Source organism: Pseudomonas sp. JAI115 (genome assembly GCF_014200835.1).
Classification (GTDB): domain Bacteria; phylum Pseudomonadota; class Gammaproteobacteria; order Pseudomonadales; family Pseudomonadaceae; genus Aquipseudomonas; species Aquipseudomonas putida_A.
Genome location: NZ_JACHCY010000003.1, coordinates 403954 through 426644 on the forward strand (window position 1 = coordinate 403954; position 22691 = coordinate 426644).

A 22691-nucleotide genomic window follows, 5' to 3' on the forward strand; every position below is an offset into this window, starting at 1 on the left:
CCGGTCCGTTGCCAACTGACCGGCGTATTACGCGCTACAGACTACAAAACTTTTATTGCGCGACGATTTACTCGCTGCGCATCAACGGATACAGCTCTTTGAGCAGCTTGCGCCGGCTGATCACCAACTGCCAGCGGTGGCCGCCGAGCTGTCGCCACAGGCGTGCCGAACGGATGCCGGCCAGCAGCAGGGCGCGGATCTTCGAGGCGTTGCTCGGTTGCTGCAGGTTGCGCATGTCGCCATGCACCTGAATCCGCTGGCGCAGGGTGCTCAGGGTGTCCTGATACAGCGCACCGCAAGCGGCGATCACGTTTTCGTGGGCCGGGCCGAAGTGCTCGACCTGCGACTGGATCTGCGGCAGGCGTTTGCCAATGGTGTCGAGCATGTCGTCACGTTTGGCCAGTTGGCGTTCCAGGCCGAGCATCGACAGGGCGTAGCGCAGCGGTTCGCGCTGCAGGGTGCTCGGGTCGCGCTCGAGGGCGCCGATCAATGCCCGATAACCCTCGCGCAGATTGAGGTCGTCGCCGCCGTACACGTCCAGTGTGTCCTTCGGGTCGCGTACCAGCAGGCTGCCGAGCATGCAGCTCAGGCCGGCCTCGCTGGTCTGGCCGGTCTTGGCGATGCGGTCGACCAGCACCGCGGCGAGAAACACCCCGCCCAGCGCCGTCAGTTGCTCCTGAGTCGGGCTCATGCCTGGCCGCTCCACGGCTCGGCCACTTCGATCACGCCGCCACCGAGGCAGATTTCACCGTCATAGAACACCACGGACTGACCCGGGGTTACCGCGCGTTGCGGTTCGTCGAACACGGCGCGGTAGCCGTTTTCGGTTTTTTCCAGGGTGCAAGCCTGATCGCTCTGGCGATAACGCACTTTGGCGGTCAGGCGCAGTGGCTGGCTCAGGTCGATCGGATTGACCCAGTAGATTTCCGAAGCGAGCAGGGCGCTGGAGAACAGCCACGGATGGTTGTTGCCCTGGCCGACGATCAGCTCGTTGGTGTCCAGATCCTTGCGCAGCACGTACCACGGCTCATCGCCGGCGTCTTTCAAACCGCCGATGCCGAGGCCCTGGCGCTGACCGATGGTGTGGTACATCAAGCCGTGGTGACGGCCGATGACTTCGCCTTCGGTGGTCTTGATCTCGCCCGGTTGCGCCGGCAGGTATTGCTTGAGGAAATCGCTGAAACGTCGCTCGCCGATGAAGCAGATCCCGGTGGAATCCTTCTTCTTGGCGGTCGCCAGCTCGTATTTCTCGGCGATGGCGCGCACTTCCGGCTTTTCCAGTTCACCGACCGGGAACAGGGTCTTGGCGATCTGTTCGCCGCCGACGGCGTGCAGGAAGTAGCTCTGATCCTTGTTCGGATCGAGGCCCTTGAGCAATTCGGTACGACCATCGATGTCGCGACGGCGCACGTAGTGGCCGGTGGCGATCAGGTCGGCGCCAAGCATCATGGCGTAGTCGAGGAACGCCTTGAACTTGATCTCGCGGTTGCACAGGATGTCCGGATTCGGCGTGCGACCGGCCTTGTATTCGGCGAGGAAGTGCTCGAACACGTTGTCCCAGTACTCGGCGGCGAAGTTGGCGGTGTGCAGCTTGATGCCGATCTTGTCGCACACGGCCTGGGCATCCGCCAGGTCGTCCATGGCGGTGCAGTATTCCGTTCCGTCGTCTTCTTCCCAGTTCTTCATGAACAGGCCTTCCACCTCGTAACCCTGCTCGATCAGCAGGAGAGCGGAAACGGAAGAGTCCACGCCGCCGGACATGCCGACAATGACGCGCTTCTTGGATGTGTCAGAAGGGGCTGGATCACGCATAGGGATTCAATGAGTGTCTTGAAAAAGGACGCGATTCTAGCAGGCTCACGGCCTCAAGGCTAAAGAGAAGGGCGGATCAGTTCGAGACTGAAGTGATGACCGGCCAGATAGTCGTCGATGCAGCGGATGATCAGCTCGCTGCGCCAGTTGTCGCGCTGAGCGATTAATTCGCTACGGGTCAACCACTTGGCGCCGACGATGCCGTCGTCCAGTTGATAGTCGGGGTGGTGTTTCACTGCTTTGGCGCTGAAGCACACGCGTTGATACGTCACGCCGTTGCTCGGCGCGGTATACAGATAAATGCCGATCACGCCGGTGAGTTCGACGTCCCAGCCGGTTTCCTCAAGGGTTTCGCGGATGGCGGCTTCGATCAGGGTTTCGTCCGGATCCAGGTGGCCGGCGGGCTGGTTGAGCACATTACGCCCGCCCTTGTGCTCTTCGACCATCAGGAAGCGGCCGTTGTCTTCGACGATGGTGGCGACGGTGATGTGGGGGAGCCATTCCATAGGGTTTCCTCGATGGTAGCGCGGTCAACTGTGGGAGCGAGCCTGCTCGCGAAAGCGTTGGGTCAGTCAACGAAGGTGGTGAATGATAAACCGCATTCGCGAGCAGGCTCGCTCCCACAGGGATTTTTGTGAATTCTGAAAACACAAACCCCGGCACACGGCCGGGGTTTGTGATGTTCCCTTTACAACCTTAAACCAGCGCAGCAATCGCCGCGTTGAAGGTTGCGCTTGGGCGCATGGCCTTGCTGATCAGCTCGGCGTCGGCGTGGTAGTAACCACCGATGTCCACTGGCTTGCCCTGCACGGCGTTGAGCTCGGCAACGATGGTCGCCTCGTTCTCGGTCAGGGTTTTGGCCAGGGTCGCGAACTGCGCTTGCAGTGCAGCGTCTTCGGTCTGGGCGGCCAGGGCCTGAGCCCAGTACAGCGCCAGGTAGAAGTGGCTGCCGCGGTTGTCGATGTTGCCGACCTTGCGCGATGGCGACTTGTTGTTGTCGAGGAACTGACCGGTGGCCTGATCCAGGGTTTTCGACAGAACCAGCGCTTTCGGGTTGTTGTAGTTCACACCCAAATGCTCAAGGGAGGCTGCCAGAGCCAGGAATTCGCCCAGCGAATCCCAGCGCAGGAAGTTCTCTTCAACCAGTTGCTGCACGTGCTTCGGAGCCGAACCGCCAGCGCCGGTTTCGAACAGGCCACCACCGTTCATCAGCGGCACGATCGACAGCATCTTGGCGCTGGTGCCCAGTTCCATGATCGGGAACAGGTCGGTCAGGTAGTCGCGCAGTACGTTGCCGGTCACCGAGATGGTGTCCTTGCCTTCGCGGGTGCGCTGCAGGGTGTACTTCATGGCATCGACCGGCGCCATGATCTGGATGTCCAGACCGCTGGTGTCGTGATCCTTCAGGTAAGCCTGAACCTTCTCGATCACTACGCCGTCGTGGGCGCGCATCGGGTCCAGCCAGAAGATCGCCGGGGTGCTGCTGGCGCGAGCACGGTTGACGGCCAGTTTGACCCAGTCCTGGATCGGCGCATCTTTGGTCTGGCACATGCGGAAGATGTCGCCGGCTTCAACAGCCTGCTCCATCAGCAGCTTGCCCTTGCTGTCGGTAACGCGAACCACGCCGTCAGCCTTGATCTGGAAGGTCTTGTCGTGCGAGCCGTACTCTTCGGCTTTCTTCGCCATCAGGCCAACGTTTGGCACGCTGCCCATGGTGGTCGGATCGAACGCGCCATTGGCTTTGCAATCTTCGATCACAGCCTGGTAGATGGTTGCGTAGCAACGATCCGGGATCACAGCCTTGGTGTCGTGCAGCTGACCATCGGTGCCCCACATCTTGCCGGAGTCACGGATCATCGCTGGCATCGAGGCGTCGACGATGACGTCGCTCGGCACGTGCAGGTTGGTGATGCCCTTGTCGGAGTTGACCATCGCCAGCGATGGGCGAGCAGCGTAGACCGCTGCGATGTCAGCTTCGATCTGTGCTTGCTGCTCGGCCGGCAGGGCCTTGATGCGCGCGTACAGATCGCCAATGCCGTTGTTCAGGTTGAAGCCGATCTGGGCCAGCACGTCAGCGTGCTTGGTCAGGGCGTCTTTATAGAACTCGGCAACGATCTGGCCGAACATGATCGGGTCGGAGACCTTCATCATGGTCGCTTTCAGGTGAACCGAGAGCAGCACGCCCTGGGCCTTGGCGCTTTCGATTTCAGCGGCGATGAACGCACGCAGGGCGTTTTTGCTCATCACGGCGCAGTCGAGGATCTCGCCAGCCTGAACGCTGGTTTTTTCTTTCAGGACGGTCGCGGTGCCGTCTTTGGCGATCAGCTCGATTTTCACAGCGTCAGCGGCGTCGATCAGGGCAGCTTTTTCGCTGCCGTAGAAATCGCCGGTGCTCATGTGAGCGACGTGGGATTTGGAGTCTTTGGCCCAGGCGCCCATTTTGTGCGGGTGCTTGCGAGCGTAGTTTTTTACCGACAGCGGAGCGCGGCGGTCGGAGTTGCCTTCACGCAGAACCGGGTTCACGGCGCTGCCCTTGACCTTGTCGTAACGCGCCTTGGCTTCTTTTTCGGCGTCGTTGGTCACGGTTTCCGGGTAGTCCGGCAGGTTGTAACCCTGGGCTTGCAGTTCTTTGATCGCTGCTTGCAGCTGAGGCACCGAAGCACTGATGTTCGGCAGCTTGATGATGTTGGCTTCAGGCGTAACGGCCAGGTCGCCCAGTTCGGCGAGGTGGTCGGCTACGGCTTTGTCGCCCAGTTGCTCGGGGAAGCTGGCCAGGATGCGTGCTGCAAGAGAGATATCGCGGGTTTCCACGGCGATATCGGCCGAGGCGGTGTAAGCCTCGATGATCGGCAGCAGGGAATAGGTGGCGAGGGCTGGAGCTTCGTCGGTGAAGGTATAGATGATCTTCGAGCGGGTGGGCATATTCGGATTAACTCTCTCTTCTTTGCTAAAGCGTGCGCAGAAACTCGAGGGGCGCCGGGTAAGCGCGTTCGTTCAAAGTCATCCATGAACCGAATGTCGAGATTCTTCGCGGTGATGTTGGGTGCATCAGTAGAGCGTCAAGCAGTCGGACTGCGGTAACAACCCGACCAATCAGGCGGAAAGTCTCGTGCTAGAGAGGCCAGCCGTCGTGACCCTTTGGTCAGCGGGCGGCATTATACATAGGTAGCTGGCAATCTGCCGATGGTTCATATGCAACGATTCTCGTCCATTGGTCTAAAGGTCGCAGGGGCGGGTGGGGCGTAGAGTCGCTGCGAATGCTTGAGTTTGGCGCTTTTCCCTTTGCTTTCAGGCTTGTACGAGACCAGATGTGGCCGCGCCGTGAACAGAGGGTTTGCGTGTTGATTTAACTGGGTTACGCTCGAACCAAGCCAGATGTTCAATCCAAACAATGGAGTTCAGCATGGGTTACAAGAAGATTCAGGTTCCAGCCGTCGGCGACAAAATCACCGTCAATGCAGACCATTCTCTCAATGTTCCTGATAACCCGATCATCCCCTTCATTGAAGGTGACGGCATTGGCGTCGACGTCAGCCCGGTGATGATCAAAGTGGTTGATGCTGCCGTGGCCAAGGCCTATGGGGGCAAGCGCAAGATTTCCTGGATGGAGGTTTATGCTGGCGAAAAAGCGACCCAGGTCTACGACCAGGACACCTGGCTGCCCCAGGAAACCCTGGACGCCGTCAAGGATTACGTGGTCTCCATCAAGGGCCCGCTGACCACCCCGGTCGGTGGTGGCATCCGCTCCCTCAACGTAGCCCTGCGCCAGCAACTCGATCTGTATGTGTGCCTGCGTCCCGTGGTGTGGTTCGAAGGTGTGCCAAGCCCGGTGAAAAAGCCTGGCGACGTCGACATGGTGATTTTCCGCGAGAACTCCGAAGACATTTATGCCGGTATCGAATGGAAGGCCGGCTCCCCTGAGGCCACCAAGGTCATCAAGTTTCTGAAAGAAGAAATGGGCGTCACCAAGATCCGTTTCGACCAGGATTGCGGTATCGGCATCAAGCCTGTTTCCAAGGAAGGCACCAAACGTCTGGTGCGCAAGGCCCTGCAATACGTGGTGGACAACGACCGCAAGTCGCTGACCATCGTGCACAAGGGCAACATCATGAAATTCACCGAAGGTGCCTTCAAGGACTGGGGCTACGAGGTGGCGAAGGAAGAATTCGGCGCCGAGCTGCTTGATGGCGGCCCATGGATGAAATTCAAGAACCCGAAAACCGGCCGTGAAGTCATCGTCAAGGATGCCATCGCCGACGCCATGCTCCAGCAGATCCTGCTGCGTCCGGCCGAGTACGACGTGATCGCCACGCTGAACCTCAATGGTGACTACCTCTCCGACGCCCTGGCGGCGGAAGTGGGCGGTATCGGTATCGCGCCGGGCGCCAACCTGTCCGACACCGTGGCCATGTTCGAGGCGACCCATGGTACCGCGCCGAAGTACGCCGGCAAGGACCAGGTCAACCCGGGCTCGGTGATTCTGTCGGCCGAGATGATGTTGCGTCATCTGGGCTGGACCGAAGCGGCGGATCTCATCATCAAGGGCACCAACGGCGCCATCAAGGCCAAGACCGTTACCTATGACTTCGAGCGTCTGATGGAAGGTGCCACACTGGTGTCTTCTTCGGGCTTCGGTGAGGCGATCATCAAGCACATGTAAGCCATGCAGGTACAAAAAAACCGCCTTCGGGCGGTTTTTTCATGTCCGGGTGACGGTTATGTCAGCCCGACACCTTTTCTTTATGAGGGGCAGGCGTAGCCGATTCGCTTGCCACGGGCGCCGCTGTGATCTTTACCGCGTGCAGGCCTTTGGGGCCCTGAACGATGTCGAAACTGACGACCTGCCCGGCCTTGAGGGTTTTATACCCGACCATCTCAATAGCCGAGTAGTGCGCAAAGAAATCTATGTCCTTGCCATCCTCGTCTCGTCCTTCGCGGGCATCGGTGTTGATGAAGCCGAATCCCTTGGCATTGTTGAACCACTTGACCTTGCCGACAGCCATGCTCAAATCCCTCTGCAACAGACTCCATCGCTGGAGTATCATCCAGGACATCCGCAATCTAATCCGTTAAAAGGATTGACTCCGCGGATCTTTTTTACCCACTGTGGGCTCTATTGGTTGTAACACCGTTTTCCCGATAGTCAAGGTGACCGGGCAGTTGGAGTTGAAAAGGTGTACAGCCGCCCCCACCACTGTATTTGCACAACTGACGAACCTTTCTTTCCATGCATGCAATCAGCCAGATTCGACTAACATTCAATCAGGATCGCCCGCTTCTCCAAAAGGATCATCCACAGGAGCACGACGACGATTCGGCAGGCGTTGCTGTTCAGGAAGCAAAGCCTGCGTTACAGGCGCCGCCGATGTACAAGGTGGTTTTGTTCAATGATGACTACACACCGATGGATTTCGTCGTCGAAGTGCTCGAGGTGTTTTTTAACCTGAATCGCGAGCTGGCGACCAAGGTCATGCTGGCCGTTCACACAGAAGGACGGGCAGTATGTGGAGTGTTTACCCGCGACATCGCCGAGACAAAGGCCATGCAGGTCAACCAGTACGCCAGGGAAAGCCAGCATCCGCTACTCTGTGAAATCGAGAAGGACGGTTAATCGCCGACCACTTGGGTATGAGGTGAAGCTATGTTAAACCGCGAGCTCGAAGTCACCCTCAATCTTGCCTTCAAGGAGGCTCGTTCGAAGCGTCATGAATTCATGACCGTCGAACACCTGCTGCTGGCCCTATTGGACAATGAGGCTGCCGCCACCGTATTGCGTGCCTGCGGCGCAAACCTCGACAAACTCAAGCACGACCTGCAGGAGTTCATCGACTCCACCACGCCATTGATCCCCGTCCACGACGAAGATCGCGAAACCCAGCCAACCCTGGGCTTCCAGCGTGTACTGCAACGTGCTGTCTTCCATGTGCAGAGCTCGGGCAAACGCGAAGTAACCGGCGCCAACGTGCTGGTTGCAATCTTCAGTGAGCAAGAGAGTCAGGCCGTATTCCTGCTGAAACAGCAGAGCGTTGCGCGCATTGATGTCGTCAATTACATCGCCCACGGCATTTCCAAAGTGCCAGGGCACGGCGATCACTCTGAAGGTGAACAAGATATGCAGGACGACGAGGGCGGTGAGTCTTCTTCTTCAGGCAATCCGCTGGATGCTTATGCCAGCAATCTCAACGAACTCGCGCGCCAGGGTCGCATTGATCCGCTGGTCGGCCGCGAATCGGAAGTCGAGCGTGTCGCGCAGATTCTTGCGCGCCGGCGCAAGAACAATCCGTTGCTGGTCGGCGAGGCAGGCGTGGGTAAAACCGCGATTGCCGAAGGCCTGGCCAAGCGTATTGTCGACAACCAGGTGCCGGATCTGCTGGCCAACAGCGTCGTCTATTCGCTCGATCTCGGTGCTCTGCTCGCGGGCACCAAGTATCGCGGTGATTTCGAGAAGCGCTTCAAGGCGCTGCTCAATGAACTGAAAAAACGTCCGCAGGCGATCCTGTTCATCGACGAGATCCACACCATCATCGGTGCGGGCGCTGCGTCCGGTGGCGTAATGGATGCCTCGAACCTGCTCAAGCCGCTGCTGTCGTCTGGCGACATTCGCTGCATCGGCTCGACCACGTTCCAGGAATTCCGTGGCATCTTCGAGAAGGATCGTGCGCTGGCACGACGCTTCCAGAAGGTCGATGTTGTCGAGCCGTCGGTGGAAGACACCATCGGTATCCTGCGCGGCCTGAAAGGGCGTTTCGAACAGCACCACAACATCGAATACAGCGATGAGTCGTTGCGCGCCGCTGCCGAGCTGGCATCGCGCTACATCAATGACCGGCATATGCCGGACAAGGCCATCGACGTGATCGACGAGGCAGGTGCCTATCAGCGCCTGCAGCCGGTCGAGATGCGCGTCAAACGCATCGAAGTGCCGCAGGTTGAAGACATTGTGGCGAAGATCGCGCGGATTCCGCCGAAGCACGTCACCAGCTCCGACAAGGAACTGCTGCGTAACCTGGAGCGCGACCTGAAGCTGACGGTGTTTGGTCAGGATGCGGCGATCGATTCGCTGTCGACCGCGATCAAACTGTCCCGTGCCGGCCTCAAGTCGCCTGACAAGCCAGTCGGTTCGTTCCTGTTCGCCGGTCCTACCGGTGTCGGTAAAACCGAGGCCGCGCGGCAACTGGCCAAGGCGTTGGGTATCGAACTGGTGCGCTTCGACATGTCCGAGTACATGGAGCGCCACACCGTATCGCGTCTGATCGGTGCGCCTCCGGGCTATGTCGGCTTTGATCAGGGCGGTCTGTTGACCGAAGCGATCACCAAGCAGCCGCACTGTGTATTGCTGCTCGATGAAATCGAGAAGGCGCATCCGGAAGTCTTCAACCTGCTGCTGCAGGTGATGGACCACGGCACGCTCACCGACAACAACGGGCGCAAGGCGGATTTCCGCAACGTGATCGTGATCATGACCACCAACGCCGGCGCCGAAACCGCGGCGCGTGCTTCGATCGGTTTCACCCATCAGGACCACTCGTCTGATGCGATGGAAGTGATCAAGAAGAGCTTCACGCCGGAGTTCCGTAACCGTCTGGACACCATCATTCAGTTTGGTCGCCTCAGTCATGAGGTCATCAAAAGCGTGGTGGACAAGTTCCTTACCGAACTGCAGGCGCAGCTGGAAGACAAGCGTGTGTTGCTGGAGGTTACCGATACGGCGCGCAGTTGGCTGGCGGCCGGTGGTTACGATTCGGCGATGGGCGCACGTCCGATGGCCCGTCTGATCCAGGACAAGATCAAGCGTCCGCTGGCGGAGGAGATTCTGTTTGGCGAGCTGGCCGAGCATGGCGGTGTGGTGCACATCGACATCAAGGATGGTGAGTTGACGTTTGACTTCGAAACTACGGCGGAGATGGCCTGACGGCTTGGTTGTTGGTTTGGAAGGCGCCTTCGGGCGCCTTTTTGTTGGCTGATGTTTTTGGGTGTATATCCGTTGCTGCGGTTATGGCTGCTTGGGGTTCCGCCCTTACGGCGGGTCACTTTTTCCAGACGCCGAAAAAGTAACCAAAAAGGCTTTACCCTGACGTTCGGCCCTCGCCTAGGCTCGGGTTCCTTCGCTGCGGGATTCATCCGGGGGGCAGCGCCTACGGTTTGCTTCGCTGCACCTCCTCTCGCTGTGTTTGGCTGCGCCAAACGGTCGCTGCGCTCCCACCCCCGGATAAATCCCTCCACTCAGCCTGCCGACGGGCCCTGAGATCAAAAGCTTTACTCGAGCTAACGCTCATTGTGTTGAGTGGGGCGGCTTCGCCGCAGGGTTGCACGCTCTCTGAATTGTAGGAGCCAGCCTGCTGGCGATGGCGGCCTGACAGCCGACCAATCTCTTGCTGATGCACCCGGCCCAATTGTGGGAGCTGGCCTGCCAGCGATGGCGGCCGACCAGTCTGCCAATCTCCAACTGCCTACCCCAATCCACTGTGGGAGCGGGCTTGCTCGCGAAGGCGGCCTGTCAGCCGACCAAACTCCAAATGAAAACACCCAATCCCATGTAGGAACTGCCGAAGGCTGTGATCTTTTGATTTGCTTTGGCTTTGGCTTTGGCTTTGGCTTTTGATGTGGCTTTTGATCTTCAGCCCCTTCGGCAGGCCGAGCGAAGGTGTCCATCAGGGGTTAGGCGCGCAGCGCCATGCGGCGAAGCCGCATCCATCGAGAGGAGGTGCAGCGAAGCAAACCGGAGGCGATGCCCCCTGATGGACACCGTAGCGAGGGAACACTGAGCCTCAGCGAAGTGCCGTACGCCGGGGGAAGCCTTTTTGGTTACTTTTTCGGCGTTTGGAAAAAGTGACCCGCCGTAAGGGCGGAACCGTAATCAGCAACCCCCGCAGCAACGGATATGCTCACAAACCCAAACCCAAACCCAAATCGCAGACAAACAAAAACGCCCGGCAAAGCCGGGCGTCTTGTATTGACTTGATTAACGAGCGCGGTAAGTAATGCGCCCTTTGCTCAAGTCATAGGGCGTCAGCTCGACGCGCACTTTGTCACCGGTAAGAATACGAATGTAGTTCTTGCGCATCTTGCCGGAAATATGCGCGGTTACGACGTGCCCATTTTCCAACTCCACACGAAACATGGTGTTGGGCAGGGTGTCGACGACAGTGCCTTCCATTTCGAAGCTGTCTTCTTTCGACATGCAGTAAAGCCCTCGGTGTCCAATGAATGGCCCGGTGCAACTGCGCCAGGCAAAAGCGGCGTGCATTGTGCCCGAAAAAGGGGGTTTAAGCCAAGGGGTTTACGGCTTGCGATCAGTTAAGAATCACCCAGCGCTGATTAATCAGCAATTCAATGGGGCGATACTGGGTCTTATAGTTCATCTTTTTGCAGTTCTTGATCCAGTAACCGAGATACACCGCCTCTAGCCCCAGGCGCTGGCTTTCGGTGATTTGCCACAGGATTGCGAAACGACCCAGGCTGCGGCGCTCTTCGTCAGGTTCGTAGAAGGTATAGACCGCTGACAAGCCATTGGGCAGCAGATCGGTCACCGCGACGGCGAGTAACCGTCCGTCGAGACGAAATTCATAAAAGCGCGAGAAGGGCAGATCGCGCACCAGAAAGGTCGAGAACTGGTCACGACTTGGCGGGTACATGTCGCCGTCGGCATGGCGCTGCTCGATGTAGCGCTGGTACAGATCGAAATATTCTTCGCTGAAGTGCGGTTTTACCGGGCGTACCTGCAGATCGGCATTGCGTTTGAAAATGCGTTTCTGCTGGCGGTTGGGCAGGAACTGCGCCACCGGGATGCGTGCAGGCACGCACGCATTGCAATTCTGGCAATGGGGCCGATACAGATGATCGCCGCTGCGACGAAAACCCATTTCCGACAGGTCTGCGTAGACGTGCACATCCATGGGCTGACTCGGATCGAGAAACAGCGTCGTCGCCTGCTCCTCGGGCAGATAACTGCAGGAATGAGGCTGAGTGGCATAGAACTTCAAGCGCGCCAACTCGGTCATGATCAACCCTCGGGATAAGCTGGTGAATTAAGTGTAAGCCACGCGCGCAAAAGTCGCTCAGCAAACCCAGGTGGCACGACTGGGTTGATCCAGGTGGCGAGCCAGATAGTCGGCGAATTCGTGGCGGGGGATCGCGCGGGCGCCGAGGCTGTGCAGATGATCGGTCGGCATCTGGCAGTCAATCAGAACGAATCCCGCTTCCTTCAGATGCTGCACCAGCGTGGCAAAGCCGAATTTGGAGGCGTTGTCGGCGCGGCTGAACATCGATTCGCCGAAAAACAGCTTACCCATCGCCAGGCCATACAGGCCGCCGACCAGTTGGCCCTGATCCCAGACCTCGACCGAGTGGGCGAAGCCGCGGCGGTGCAGTTCGAGGTAGGCGTCCTGCATGGCTTCGGTGATCCAGGTGCCGTCGGCGTAATCCCTGGGGGCGGCGCAGGCACGGATCACGGCGTCGAAATCCTGATCGAAGGTCACCTGGTAGCGTTGCTTGCGCAGCAATTTGCCGAGGCTGCGCGAGACATGCAGCTCGTCGGGAAACAGAACGGTGCGTGGGTCCGGCGACCACCAGAGGATCGGCTGGCCTTCGGAGAACCACGGAAAACAGCCGTGCCGGTAAGCCTGCACCAGCCGATCGGCGGACAGATCGCCACCGGCAGCCAGCAATCCATTGGGATCGCGCATGGCCTTTTCCAGGGGCGGGAAGGTCAGGGAATTGCGTTGTAACCAAGTCAGCATGGCGTCCAGGCTTGCAGAAGGGGAGGGCAGTGCGGGCATCAGGCCCGCGCTAAAGTGTGCCGTTAAATGACAGGAATGTCGTCCAGATACTTCTCCGCGTCCAGTGCCGCCATGCAGCCGGCGCCGGCCGAGGTCACGGCCTGGCGGTAGACGTGGTCGGCCACATCGCCGGCAGCGAAGACGCCGGGGATCTCCGTGGAGGTGGCGTCGCCGTCGCTGCCGCCCTTGACCAGCAGGTAGCCGTCGCGCATTGGTAATTGGCCCTGAAACAGGTCGGTGTTGGGTTTGTGGCCGATGGCGATGAACACGCCGGCCAGTGTCAGTTCGTGGGTCTGTCCGCTGTGGCTGTCACGCAGGCGCGCACCGGTCACGCCGCTGGCATCGCCCAGCACTTCGTCCAGATTCTGGTTCCAGTGCAGGCGAACATTGCCGCTGGCGGCTTTTTCGAACAGTTTGTCCTGAAGGATTTTCTCCGAGCGCAATTTGTCGCGGCGATGGATCAAATGCACCTCTTTGGCGATGTTCGACAGGTACAGCGCCTCCTCGACAGCGGTATTGCCGCCGCCCACCACGGCGACCACCTGATTGCGATAGAAGAAGCCGTCACAGGTCGCGCAGGCCGAAACCCCTTTGCCGGCGAAGGCTTCTTCCGAGGGCAGGCCCAGATACTGCGCCGAGGCGCCGGTGGCGATGATCAACGCGTCGCAGGTGTAAGTGCCGCTGTCGCCAATGAGTTCGAACGGGCGCTGCTGCAACTTGGCGGTGTGGATGTGGTCGTAAACGATCTCTGTGGCAAAGCGCTCGGCGTGTTTTTGCATGCGCTCCATCAGCACCGGGCCGGTCAGGCCTTCGACATCGCCAGGCCAGTTGTCGACTTCGACGGTGGTGGTGAGCTGACCACCGGCCTGCAGCCCGGTAATCACCACCGGTTTGAGGTTGGCACGGGCAGCGTACACGGCGGCGCTGTAACCGGCGGGGCCGGAACCGAGAATGATCAGGCGTGAATGCTTCGCTGCGTTCATCAAATACACCTCATAAGCCTTTGTCACAAAAGACAATGCATGCTCAAATTGAGCCGCAGGATTTGTGGCAATGGCTATGCTCAGCTATGGGTCTTGAAGCATGGCATCAGCCGCACAAACCCGTACAATGCCGGGCTGTTACAGAATATTTGTAGAGCGCTGTGTTTATGGCTGTGTTTATAAAAGCTGCGGCACAGTGTTAAAAGTAGTCTCAGATGCGCCGGTTCACTTTTTTACCTGCCTGGATTGGGCAGTTTTTTATCGACATTCAATAGATGGACGCGCCCCGGGCGCAGGAAAAGAAGCGTTTTGAAGAAATCCACCGCAGCACCAAAAACAGTCGTTCCGCTCTGGCGCCAGCAATTGCACTACCGGCTCAAGGAAGGTGCATTGATCGCCATCGGAGCCTTGTGCCTGTTCCTGATGATGGCCTTGCTGACCTACGGCAAGGATGATCCGGGCTGGAGCCACAACAGCAAGATTGACGACGTGCAGAATTTCGGCGGCCCCGCCGGTTCTTACAGCGCCGACATCCTGTTCATGGTGCTGGGTTACTTCGCGTACATCTTCCCGCTGCTGCTGGCGGTCAAGGCGTATCAGATCTTCCGTCAACGTCACGAGCCGTGGCAGTGGAGCGGCTGGCTGTTCTCCTGGCGCCTGATCGGTCTGGTGTTTCTGGTGCTGTCCGGCGCTGCGCTGGCGCATATCCATTTTCATGCGGCCACCGGCCTGCCGGCGGGCGCGGGCGGGGCGCTGGGCGAAAGTCTCGGCGATCTGGCGCGCAATGCCCTGAATATTCAGGGCAGCACGCTGTTGTTCATTGCGCTGTTCCTGTTTGGCCTGACGGTGTTCACCGACCTGTCGTGGTTCAAGGTGATGGACGTCACCGGCAAGATCACTCTCGATCTGTTCGAACTTTTTCAGGGCGCGATCAACCGCTGGTGGTCGGCCCGTACCGAGCGTAAGCAACTGGTTGCGCAACTGCGTGAAGTCGATGACCGCGTCCACGACGTGGTGGCGCCGACCGTCACCGACAAGCGTGAACAGGCCAAGGTCAAGGAACGTCTGATCGAGCGCGAGCAGGCCCTGAGCAAACACATGTCCGATCGCGAGAAGCAGGTACCGCCGGTCATCGCCCCGGCTCCGGCCAAGGCGCCGGAGCCAAGCAAGCGAGTGCAGAAAGAGAAGCAGGTGCCGTTGTTCGTCGACAGCGCCGTGGAAGGCACCTTGCCGCCGATCTCGATCCTCGATCCTGCGGAAAAGAAACAACTCAACTATTCGCCGGAATCCCTGGCAGCGGTCGGCCACTTGCTGGAGATCAAGCTCAAGGAATTCGGTGTCGAAGTCACCGTGGACTCGATCCACCCGGGCCCGGTGATTACCCGTTACGAAATCCAGCCTGCAGCCGGCGTCAAAGTCAGCCGCATCGCCAACCTGGCGAAAGACCTTGCACGCTCGCTGGCCGTGACCAGTGTGCGGGTGGTCGAGGTGATTCCGGGCAAGACCACGGTCGGTATCGAGATCCCCAACGAAGACCGGCAGATCGTGCGTTTCTCCGAAGTACTGTCGACCCCCGAGTACGACAACTTCAAGTCGCCGGTCACCCTGGCCCTGGGCCACGACATCGGCGGCAAACCGGTCATCACTGACCTGGCGAAGATGCCGCACCTGCTGGTCGCCGGTACCACTGGTTCCGGTAAGTCGGTGGGCGTGAACGCGATGATCCTGTCGATCCTGTTCAAATCCGGCCCGGACGACGCCAAACTGATCATGATCGACCCGAAAATGCTCGAACTGTCGATCTACGAAGGCATTCCGCACCTGCTGTGCCCGGTAGTGACCGACATGAAGGACGCCGCCAACGCCCTGCGCTGGAGCGTTGCCGAGATGGAACGTCGCTACAAGCTGATGGCGAAGATGGGCGTGCGTAACCTGTCCGGCTTCAACGCCAAGGTCAAGGAAGCGCAGGATGCCGGCGAGCCGTTGAGCGATCCGCTGTACAAGCGCGAAAGCATTCACGACGAAGCGCCGCTACTGCAGAAGCTGCCGACCATCGTCGTGGTGGTCGACGAATTCGCCGACATGATGATGATCGTCGGCAAGAAGGTTGAAGAACTGATTGCGCGTATCGCACAGAAAGCACGTGCCGCCGGTATTCACCTGATCCTCGCGACCCAGCGACCTTCGGTGGACGTGATCACCGGTCTGATCAAGGCCAACATTCCGACGCGTATGGCGTTCCAGGTGTCGAGCAAGATCGACTCGCGGACCATCATCGACCAGGGTGGCGCCGAACAACTGCTCGGTCACGGTGACATGCTCTACATGCCACCGGGCACCAGCCTGCCGATCCGGGTGCACGGCGCGTTCGTTTCCGACGATGAAGTGCACCGCGTGGTCGAAGCCTGGAAACTGCGTGGCGCACCGGAATACAACGATGACATCCTCAACGGTGTTGAAGAGGCGGGCAGCGGTTTCGAAGGCAGCAGCGGTGGTGGTGACGGTGATGATCCGGAAGCCGACGCGCTGTATGACGAAGCCGTACAGTTCGTCCTGGAAAGCCGCCGGGCGTCGATTTCCGCGGTACAGCGCAAGCTGAAGATTGGTTACAACCGCGCTGCGCGCATGATCGAAGCCATGGAAATGGCCGGGGTCGTCACCTCAATGAACACCAACGGTTCGCGTGAAGTTCTGGCCCCGGGCCCGGTTCGCGACTGATTGCAAAAGCAAAGGGTGGGACAATGATGTGCCGCCGCTCTCCCAACGAGTATTCAAGAGGACTCCCATGCGTCTTATCCGCATGCTGTTGCCAGTACTGGCGCTGACCACGTTCACCGCCCACGCCGATGACAAGGACGTGGCGCGTCTGACCCAATTGCTGGAAACATCGAAAACCCTGACCGCGAACTTCTCGCAGCTGACCCTCGACGGCAGCGGCACGCAGTTGCAGGAAACTCGCGGTGATATGGTCCTGCAGCGTCCGGGCCTGTTCTACTGGCACACCGAAGCGCCAAACGAGCAGACCATGGTCTCCGACGGCAAGAAGGTCACCCTGTGGGATCCGGACCTGGAACAAGCCACCATCAAGAAGCTCGACGAGCGCCTGACCCAGACCCCGGCGCTGCTGCTGTCCGGTGACGTGTCGAAGATCAGCCAGAGCTTCGAGATCAGCGCGAAAGAGGCGGGCGGCGTGATCGACTTCACCCTCAAGCCGAAGACCAAAGACACCCTGTTCGACAGCCTGCGCCTGTCGTTCCGCAACGGCCTGGTCAATGACATGCAACTGATCGACAGCGTTGGTCAGCGCACCAACATCCTGTTCACCGGGGTCAAGGCCAACGAAGCGGTGTCGGCGTCGAAGTTCAAGTTCGACATCCCGAAGGGTGCCGATGTAATTCAGGAATAAACGCATAACCTTGTGGGAGGGGGCTTGCTCCCGAAGGCGGTGGATCAGTCGCCATCGATGTCGAATGGCACACCGCTTTCGCGAGCAAGCCCGCTCCCACAGGGGTAAATGATCGGTCTCAAGATCTGATAGAGGTTTCAACGCTACGTGATGGATCTGTTTCGCAGTGCACCGATTGCCCAGCCACTGGCCGCGCGTTTGCGTGCGACCAATCTGGATGAGTATGTCGGTCAGGAGCACGTGCTCGCTCGCGGCAAGCCTCTGCGTGAGGCGCTGGAGCAGGGTGCCCTGCATTCGATGATCTTCTGGGGGCCGCCGGGCGTGGGTAAGACCACCCTGGCGCGATTGCTCGCGGAAGTCTCGGATGCGCACTTCGAAACGGTCTCGGCGGTGCTTGCCGGGGTCAAGGAGATCCGTCAGGCCGTTGAAATCGCTAAACAGCAGGCCGGGCAGTACGGCAAGCGCACGATCCTGTTCGTCGATGAAGTGCACCGCTTCAACAAATCGCAGCAGGATGCGTTCCTGCCGTACGTCGAAGACGGCACGCTGATTTTCATTGGTGCCACCACCGAAAACCCTTCATTTGAATTGAACAACGCGCTGTTGTCGCGGGCCCGTGTCTATGTGCTGAAAAGCCTCGACGAGACCGCGCTGCGCAAACTGGTGCATCGCGCGCTCACCGAAGAGCGCGGGCTGGGCAAGCGCAACCTGACCCTCAGTGATGAAGGCTTCCAGATGCTGCTGTCGGCCGCCGATGGCGATGGCCGGCGCCTGCTCAATCTGCTGGAGAACGCCTCGGATCTGGCCGAAGACAACAGCGAGATGGGCACCGAGCTGCTGCAAAGCCTGCTCGGCGATACCCGACGGCGCTTCGACAAGGGCGGCGAAGCGTTCTACGACCAGATCTCGGCGCTGCACAAATCGGTACGCGGCTCCAACCCCGATGGCGCGCTTTACTGGTTCGCGCGGATGATCGACGGCGGCTGCGATCCGCTGTACCTGGCGCGGCGCGTGGTGCGCATGGCCAGCGAAGACATTGGCAACGCCGACCCGCGCGCCCTGAGCCTGTGCCTGGCGGCGTGGGAGGTGCAGGAGCGCCTCGGCAGCCCGGAAGGCGAGTTGGCGGTGGCTCAGGCCATCACCTATCTGGCCTGTGCACCGAAAAGCAACGCGGTGTACATGGGCTTCAAGACCGCGCTGCGCGCCGCTGCCGAGTACGGTTCGCTGGAAGTGCCGCTGCACTTGCGCAATGCACCGACCAAGCTGATGAAGCAATTGGGCTATGGCGACGAATACCGCTACGCCCACGACGAACCGGATGCCTATGCTGCCGGCGAAGATTATTTCCCGGAAGAGCTCGAACCAATCCCGTTCTATCAACCGGTGCCCCGTGGCCTGGAATTGAAGATCGGCGAGAAGCTCAACCACCTTGCCCAACTCGACCGTTTAAGCCCAAGACAGCGGAGAAAATAGTGCTTCCATTGATCGTTGCAGTCTCCGTCGGCGGGATTGCCGGCACCCTGTTGCGCTTCGCCACCGGCAATTGGGTCAACGCCAATTGGCCGCGGCACTTCTATACCGCGACGCTGGCCGTTAATATCGTGGGCTGTCTGCTGATTGGCGTGTTGTACGGCCTGTTTTTGATACGCCCGGAGGTGCCGATCGAGGTGCGTGCCGGGTTGATGGTCGGCTTCCTCGGGGGGCTGACGACTTTTTCATCCTTTTCACTGGATACGGTGCGCCTGCTGGAAAGCGGGCAAGTGCCGCTGGCCCTGGGCTATGCGGCGATCAGCGTATTCGGCGGGCTGCTCGCGACGTGGGCCGGCCTGTCCCTGACCAAACTTTGATAACGAGAAACCGACATGCTCGATTCCAAACTGTTACGTAGCAACCTTCAGGACGTAGCGGACCGCCTGGCTTCCCGTGGCTTTGCCCTGGATACCGCGCGCATCGAAGCGCTGGAAGAACAGCGCAAGACCGTCCAGACCCGCACCGAAGCACTGCAGGCTGAGCGTAACGCGCGTTCCAAATCCATCGGTCAGGCCAAGCAGCGCGGCGAAGACATCGCGCCGCTGATGGCGGACGTCGAGCGCATGGCGGGCGAGCTGAGTGCCGGTAAAGTCGAGCTGGACGCGATCCAGACCGAGCTGGACTCGATCCTGCTGGGTATCCCCAACCTGCCGCACGAATCGGTACCGGTTGGCAAAGACGAAGACGATAACGTTGAAGTGCGCCGCTGGGGCACGCCGACTGCTTTCGATTTCGAAGTGAAAGACCATGTCGCGCTGGGCGAGAAGTTCGGCTGGCTGGACTTTGAAACCGCCGCCAAGCTGTCCGGCGCCCGTTTTGCTCTGCTGCGCGGTCCGATCGCCCGTCTGCACCGCGCTCTGGCGCAGTTCATGATCAACCTGCACGTCAACGAGCACGGCTACGAAGAGGCCTACACGCCTTATCTGGTCCAGGCCCCGGCGCTGCAAGGCACCGGTCAGCTGCCGAAGTTCGAAGAAGACCTTTTCAAGATCGCTCGCGAAGGCGAAGCCGATCTGTACCTGATCCCGACCGCCGAAGTGTCCCTGACCAACATCGTCGCCGGTGAAATCGTCGACTCGAAACAACTGCCGATCAAGTTCGTCGCCCACACCCCGTGCTTCCGCAGCGAAGCCGGTGCGTCGGGTCGCGACACCCGCGGCATGATCCGTCAGCACCAGTTCGACAAGGTTGAAATGGTCCAGATCGTCGAGCCGTCGACTTCGATGGAAGCGCTGGAAGGCCTGACCGCCAACGCCGAAAAAGTCCTGCAACTGCTGGGTCTGCCTTACCGCACCCTGGCGCTGTGCACCGGCGACATGGGCTTCAGCGCCGTGAAAACCTACGATCTCGAAGTGTGGATTCCGAGCCAGGACAAGTACCGCGAAATTTCGTCGTGCTCCAACTGCGGCGACTTCCAGGCCCGCCGCATGCAAGCGCGTTTCCGCAACCCGGAAACCGGCAAGCCTGAGCTGGTACACACCCTGAATGGTTCCGGCCTGGCGGTCGGTCGTACGTTGGTGGCGGTGCTGGAAAACTACCAGCAGGCCGACGGTTCGATCCGCGTGCCGGACGTGCTGAAGCCGTACATGGGTGGCCTTGAGGTCATCGGTTAAATGAAATATCTGCCGCTGTTTCACAACCTGCGCGGCAGTCGTGTGTTGGTGGTCGGTGGGGGGGAAATTGCCTTGCGCAAATCCCGCCTGTTGGCCGATGCCGGTGCGCTGCTGCGGGTGGTCGCACCTGAAATCGAAGCGCAACTGCGCGAACTGGTCAGCGCCAGCGGTGGCGAATGTCTGCTGCGTGGTTACGTGGAAGCGGATCTGGACGGTTGCGGGCTGATCATTGCCGCCACCGACGATGAAACGCTGAATGCGCAGGTCTCCAGCGATGCCCATCGGCGTTGCGTGCCGGTCAACGTGGTCGATGCGCCGCAGCTATGCAGCGTGATCTTCCCGGCAATCGTTGACCGCTCGCCGCTGATCATCGCGGTGTCCAGCGGCGGCGATGCGCCAGTGCTGGCGCGGCTGATTCGCGCCAAGATCGAAACCTGGATTCCTTCGACCTACGGCCAACTGGCTGGTCTTGCCGCGCGTTTCCGCAATCAGGTGAAAAACCTGTTTCCGGATGTGCAGCAGCGCCGTGGTTTCTGGGAAGACGTGTTTCAGGGCCCGATTGCCGACCGGCAACTGGCCGGGCAGGGCACTGAGGCCGAGCGGCTGTTGCAGGCCAAGATTGATGGCGAAGCGACTGTTACTACCGGCGAGGTGTATCTGGTGGGGGCAGGGCCGGGTGATCCGGATCTGCTGACCTTCCGCGCCTTGCGCCTGATGCAGCAAGCCGACGTAGTGCTGTACGACCGCTTGGTCGCTCCGGCGATTCTTGAGCTGTGCCGTCGCGATGCCGAGCGCGTCTATGTCGGCAAGCGTCGCTCTGATCATGCGGTGCCACAGGATCAGATCAACCAGCAACTGGTGGATCTGGCCAAGGCCGGCAAACGCGTGGTGCGCTTGAAGGGCGGTGACCCGTTCATCTTCGGTCGCGGTGGTGAAGAAATCGAAGAGCTGGCAGCCCACGGGATTCCGTTCCAGGTGGTGCCGGGGATCACGGCAGCCAGCGGTTGCGCGGCGTATGCCGGGATTCCGCTGACCCACCGCGATTACGCGCAGTCGGTGCGCTTCGTCACCGGCCACCTGAAGGACGGTTCCACCGATCTGCCGTGGGCCGACCTCGTCGCCCCGGCGCAGACGCTGGTGTTCTACATGGGCCTGGTGGGCTTGCCGGTGATCTGCGAACAGTTGATCAAACACGGTCGCAGCGCGGACACCCCGGCGGCGTTGATCCAGCAGGGCACCACAGTCAATCAGCGGGTCTTCACCGGCACCTTGGCCGACCTGCCGCGTCTGGTGGCGGAGCATGAAGTGCATGCGCCGACACTGGTGATCGTCGGTGAAGTGGTGCAGCTGCGCGAGAAACTGGCGTGGTTCGAGGGTGCTCAGGCGCAGGTCTGAAAATCGAGTTGCCCTCATTCGCGAGCAAGCCCGCTCCCACATTGGATCTGTGTCATGCACAAATCCAGTGTGGGAGCGGGCTTGCTCGCGAAGAGGCCCTCAAACACACCGAATCAATCAGCCTCTACGCCAAACCCCTTTGCCGTTGAGCCGCGCCCGATCATGCGCCACACTGAAGTCCTGCTTCGGCCCCTTCGGCACAATCCCCGTCGGATTGATGGTCTTGTGGCTACCGTAGTAGTGGTTTTTGATGTGCTGAAAATCCACCGTCTCGCCAATCCCCGGCCACTGATACAGCTCTCGCAGCCAGTTCGACAGGTTCGGGTAATCGGCAATCCGCCGCAGATTGCACTTGAAGTGCCCGTGGTACACCGCATCGAAGCGAATCAGCGTGGTGAACAGTCGCACATCGGCCTCGGTCAGGTATTCACCCGTCAGATAGCGATTGGCGCCCAGCAGCCGTTCCAAGTGATCCAGCTCGGCAAACACCTCATCGAACGCCTCTTCATAAGCCTGTTGCGAGGTGGCAAAGCCAGCGCGATACATACCGTTGTTCACCGCCGGATAAATCCGTTCGTTCAGTGCATCGATCTCGCCGCGTAACGGTGCCGGGTAGAAGTCCAGTTCGTTACCGGTCAGGTCATCGAAGGCGCTGTTGAACATGCGGATGATTTCCGCCGACTCATTGCTGACAATGCGCTTGAGCTTTTTGTCCCACAGCACCGGCACCGTGACACGGCCGGTGTAGTTCGGCGTGTCGGCGGTGTAGCGCTGATGCATGAAGTCGAAGTGGTCGAGCTTGTCGCCGGTCGAGCCAAGGGTCTGGTCGAAGGTCCAGCCGTTTTCCAGCATCAGCCAGCTGACCACGGACACGTCGATCAGGCTTTCCAGACCTTTGAGCTTGCGCAGAATCAGCGTGCGGTGCGCCCACGGGCAGGCGAGGGACACATACAGGTGATAGCGCCCGGCTTCGGCGGCGAAACCGCCTTCACCGCTCGGCCCGGGCTGGCCGTCAGTGGTGACCCAATTGCGCCGTTGCGCCTGTTCGCGCTGAAAGGCGCCGTCTTTGCTGCTTTCGTACCACTTGTCCTGCCAGTGGCCGTCGACGAGTAAACCCATGATCAAGACTCCTGATTCCAATAAGCGTTGGAGCCGAGTCTATTCCGATGAGTTC

Annotated in this window: 19 protein-coding genes; 9 read left to right on the forward strand and 10 right to left on the reverse strand. The window is 59.8% G+C overall.

Translation table 11 applies throughout. The features are described 5' to 3' along the window. Window positions 1-67 precede the first annotated feature (67 nt). From hflD to HDC30_RS09785, 4 genes are all read right to left on the reverse strand, one after another. Window positions 68-691 carry a high frequency lysogenization protein HflD gene (hflD, locus tag HDC30_RS09770; RefSeq protein ID WP_003223824.1) on the reverse strand — a complete coding sequence of 208 codons (624 nt, stop codon included), beginning with the start codon at window positions 689-691 and terminating at the stop codon, window positions 68-70. Then, on the reverse strand, window positions 688-1812 hold the full coding sequence (mnmA, locus tag HDC30_RS09775) for a tRNA 2-thiouridine(34) synthase MnmA (RefSeq protein ID WP_027614667.1): 1125 nt from the start codon (window positions 1810-1812) through the stop codon (window positions 688-690). Before mnmA ends, hflD begins: the two co-directional genes overlap by 4 nt. 59 nt (window positions 1813-1871) lie before the next feature. After that, a complete protein-coding gene (locus HDC30_RS09780; RefSeq protein ID WP_183782664.1) occupies window positions 1872-2318 on the reverse strand; it encodes an NUDIX hydrolase in 447 nt (148 codons plus the stop codon). Between the two features lie 190 nt (window positions 2319-2508). After that, window positions 2509-4734, reverse strand: a complete 2226-nt coding sequence (locus HDC30_RS09785; RefSeq protein ID WP_103369315.1) for an NADP-dependent isocitrate dehydrogenase — start codon at window positions 4732-4734, stop codon at window positions 2509-2511. A 481-nt stretch (window positions 4735-5215) separates the two neighbouring features. Between HDC30_RS09785 and icd the strand changes: the two genes are divergently transcribed. Beyond that, complete coding sequence (icd, locus tag HDC30_RS09790; protein ID WP_003223831.1) at window positions 5216-6472, forward strand: NADP-dependent isocitrate dehydrogenase; 1257 nt, start codon at window positions 5216-5218, stop codon at window positions 6470-6472. 61 nt (window positions 6473-6533) lie between these two features. Here the strand turns inward: icd and HDC30_RS09795 are convergent, their stop codons facing one another. Continuing rightward, window positions 6534-6815 (reverse strand): cold shock domain-containing protein, encoded by a 282-nt coding sequence (locus tag HDC30_RS09795; protein WP_097088214.1) that lies wholly within the window; start codon window positions 6813-6815, stop codon window positions 6534-6536. A 224-nt stretch (window positions 6816-7039) separates the two neighbouring features. On the opposite strand from HDC30_RS09795, the gene clpS reads away from it, so the two are divergent. Both clpS and clpA read left to right on the forward strand, forming a co-directional pair. Beyond that, on the forward strand, window positions 7040-7423 hold the full coding sequence (gene clpS / locus HDC30_RS09800; protein ID WP_098968154.1) for an ATP-dependent Clp protease adapter ClpS: 384 nt from the start codon (window positions 7040-7042) through the stop codon (window positions 7421-7423). Between the two features lie 30 nt (window positions 7424-7453). After that, the gene (clpA, locus tag HDC30_RS09805; RefSeq protein WP_183782666.1) at window positions 7454-9724 is read left to right on the forward strand and encodes an ATP-dependent Clp protease ATP-binding subunit ClpA; all 2271 of its coding nucleotides are present in this window, start codon (window positions 7454-7456) and stop codon (window positions 9722-9724) included. A gap of 1050 nt (window positions 9725-10774) precedes the next feature. On the opposite strand, the gene infA is transcribed toward clpA, so the two are convergent. The 4 genes from infA to trxB all read right to left on the reverse strand — a co-directional run bounded on the left by infA (window position 10775) and on the right by trxB (window position 13573). Then, window positions 10775-10993, reverse strand: coding sequence for a translation initiation factor IF-1 (gene infA, locus HDC30_RS09810; protein ID WP_002553999.1), 219 nt, complete (start codon window positions 10991-10993; stop codon window positions 10775-10777). 112 nt (window positions 10994-11105) lie between these two features. Beyond that, entirely contained in the window at window positions 11106-11813 is a 708-nt protein-coding gene (locus HDC30_RS09815; RefSeq protein WP_027614671.1) for an arginyltransferase, read from the reverse strand. A 57-nt stretch (window positions 11814-11870) separates the two neighbouring features. Then, on the reverse strand, window positions 11871-12551 hold the full coding sequence (gene aat, locus HDC30_RS09820; protein WP_115990175.1) for a leucyl/phenylalanyl-tRNA--protein transferase: 681 nt from the start codon (window positions 12549-12551) through the stop codon (window positions 11871-11873). Window positions 12552-12613: 62 nt separating this feature from the next. After that, window positions 12614-13573 carry a thioredoxin-disulfide reductase gene (trxB, locus tag HDC30_RS09825; protein ID WP_115990174.1) on the reverse strand — a complete coding sequence of 320 codons (960 nt, stop codon included), beginning with the start codon at window positions 13571-13573 and terminating at the stop codon, window positions 12614-12616. 309 nt (window positions 13574-13882) lie between these two features. On the opposite strand from trxB, the gene HDC30_RS09830 reads away from it, so the two are divergent. The 6 genes from HDC30_RS09830 to cysG all read left to right on the forward strand — a co-directional run bounded on the left by HDC30_RS09830 (window position 13883) and on the right by cysG (window position 21517). Continuing rightward, window positions 13883-16291 carry a DNA translocase FtsK gene (locus HDC30_RS09830; protein ID WP_095138945.1) on the forward strand — a complete coding sequence of 803 codons (2409 nt, stop codon included), beginning with the start codon at window positions 13883-13885 and terminating at the stop codon, window positions 16289-16291. Between the two features lie 67 nt (window positions 16292-16358). After that, entirely contained in the window at window positions 16359-16979 is a 621-nt protein-coding gene (lolA, locus tag HDC30_RS09835) for an outer membrane lipoprotein chaperone LolA (RefSeq protein WP_007966612.1), read from the forward strand. A gap of 150 nt (window positions 16980-17129) precedes the next feature. Next, window positions 17130-18452, forward strand: coding sequence for a replication-associated recombination protein A (locus HDC30_RS09840; protein ID WP_003223849.1), 1323 nt, complete (start codon window positions 17130-17132; stop codon window positions 18450-18452). Next, a complete protein-coding gene (gene crcB, locus HDC30_RS09845) occupies window positions 18452-18826 on the forward strand; it encodes a fluoride efflux transporter CrcB (protein ID WP_027614675.1) in 375 nt (124 codons plus the stop codon). Before HDC30_RS09840 ends, crcB begins: the two co-directional genes overlap by 1 nt. A gap of 15 nt (window positions 18827-18841) precedes the next feature. Then, window positions 18842-20122, forward strand: a complete 1281-nt coding sequence (gene serS, locus HDC30_RS09850; RefSeq protein ID WP_123462492.1) for a serine--tRNA ligase — start codon at window positions 18842-18844, stop codon at window positions 20120-20122. Then, the gene (gene cysG, locus HDC30_RS09855; protein WP_027614676.1) at window positions 20123-21517 is read left to right on the forward strand and encodes a siroheme synthase CysG; all 1395 of its coding nucleotides are present in this window, start codon (window positions 20123-20125) and stop codon (window positions 21515-21517) included. A gap of 117 nt (window positions 21518-21634) precedes the next feature. On the opposite strand, the gene HDC30_RS09860 is transcribed toward cysG, so the two are convergent. After that, window positions 21635-22636: a glutathione S-transferase family protein gene (locus HDC30_RS09860; RefSeq protein ID WP_183782668.1), complete on the reverse strand. Its 1002-nt coding sequence runs from the start codon at window positions 22634-22636 to the stop codon at window positions 21635-21637. Window positions 22637-22691 lie beyond the last annotated feature (55 nt).

What these genes read in the sequence shown, in the direction of transcription:
- hflD (WP_003223824.1), bottom strand. Translation starts at nt 691, where the DNA reads ATGAGCCCGACTCAGGAGCAACTGACGGCGCTGGGCGGGGTGTTTCTC.
- mnmA (WP_027614667.1), bottom strand. Translation starts at nt 1,812, where the DNA reads ATGCGTGATCCAGCCCCTTCTGACACATCCAAGAAGCGCGTCATTGTC.
- HDC30_RS09780 (WP_183782664.1), bottom strand. Translation starts at nt 2,318, where the DNA reads ATGGAATGGCTCCCCCACATCACCGTCGCCACCATCGTCGAAGACAAC.
- HDC30_RS09785 (WP_103369315.1), bottom strand. Translation starts at nt 4,734, where the DNA reads ATGCCCACCCGCTCGAAGATCATCTATACCTTCACCGACGAAGCTCCA.
- icd (WP_003223831.1), top strand. Translation starts at nt 5,216, where the DNA reads ATGGGTTACAAGAAGATTCAGGTTCCAGCCGTCGGCGACAAAATCACC.
- HDC30_RS09795 (WP_097088214.1), bottom strand. Translation starts at nt 6,815, where the DNA reads ATGGCTGTCGGCAAGGTCAAGTGGTTCAACAATGCCAAGGGATTCGGC.
- clpS (WP_098968154.1), top strand. Translation starts at nt 7,040, where the DNA reads ATGCATGCAATCAGCCAGATTCGACTAACATTCAATCAGGATCGCCCG.
- clpA (WP_183782666.1), top strand. Translation starts at nt 7,454, where the DNA reads ATGTTAAACCGCGAGCTCGAAGTCACCCTCAATCTTGCCTTCAAGGAG.
- infA (WP_002553999.1), bottom strand. Translation starts at nt 10,993, where the DNA reads ATGTCGAAAGAAGACAGCTTCGAAATGGAAGGCACTGTCGTCGACACC.
- HDC30_RS09815 (WP_027614671.1), bottom strand. Translation starts at nt 11,813, where the DNA reads ATGACCGAGTTGGCGCGCTTGAAGTTCTATGCCACTCAGCCTCATTCC.
- aat (WP_115990175.1), bottom strand. Translation starts at nt 12,551, where the DNA reads ATGCTGACTTGGTTACAACGCAATTCCCTGACCTTCCCGCCCCTGGAA.
- trxB (WP_115990174.1), bottom strand. Translation starts at nt 13,573, where the DNA reads ATGAACGCAGCGAAGCATTCACGCCTGATCATTCTCGGTTCCGGCCCC.
- lolA (WP_007966612.1), top strand. Translation starts at nt 16,359, where the DNA reads ATGCGTCTTATCCGCATGCTGTTGCCAGTACTGGCGCTGACCACGTTC.
- HDC30_RS09840 (WP_003223849.1), top strand. Translation starts at nt 17,130, where the DNA reads ATGGATCTGTTTCGCAGTGCACCGATTGCCCAGCCACTGGCCGCGCGT.
- serS (WP_123462492.1), top strand. Translation starts at nt 18,842, where the DNA reads ATGCTCGATTCCAAACTGTTACGTAGCAACCTTCAGGACGTAGCGGAC.
- cysG (WP_027614676.1), top strand. Translation starts at nt 20,123, where the DNA reads ATGAAATATCTGCCGCTGTTTCACAACCTGCGCGGCAGTCGTGTGTTG.
- HDC30_RS09860 (WP_183782668.1), bottom strand. Translation starts at nt 22,636, where the DNA reads ATGGGTTTACTCGTCGACGGCCACTGGCAGGACAAGTGGTACGAAAGC.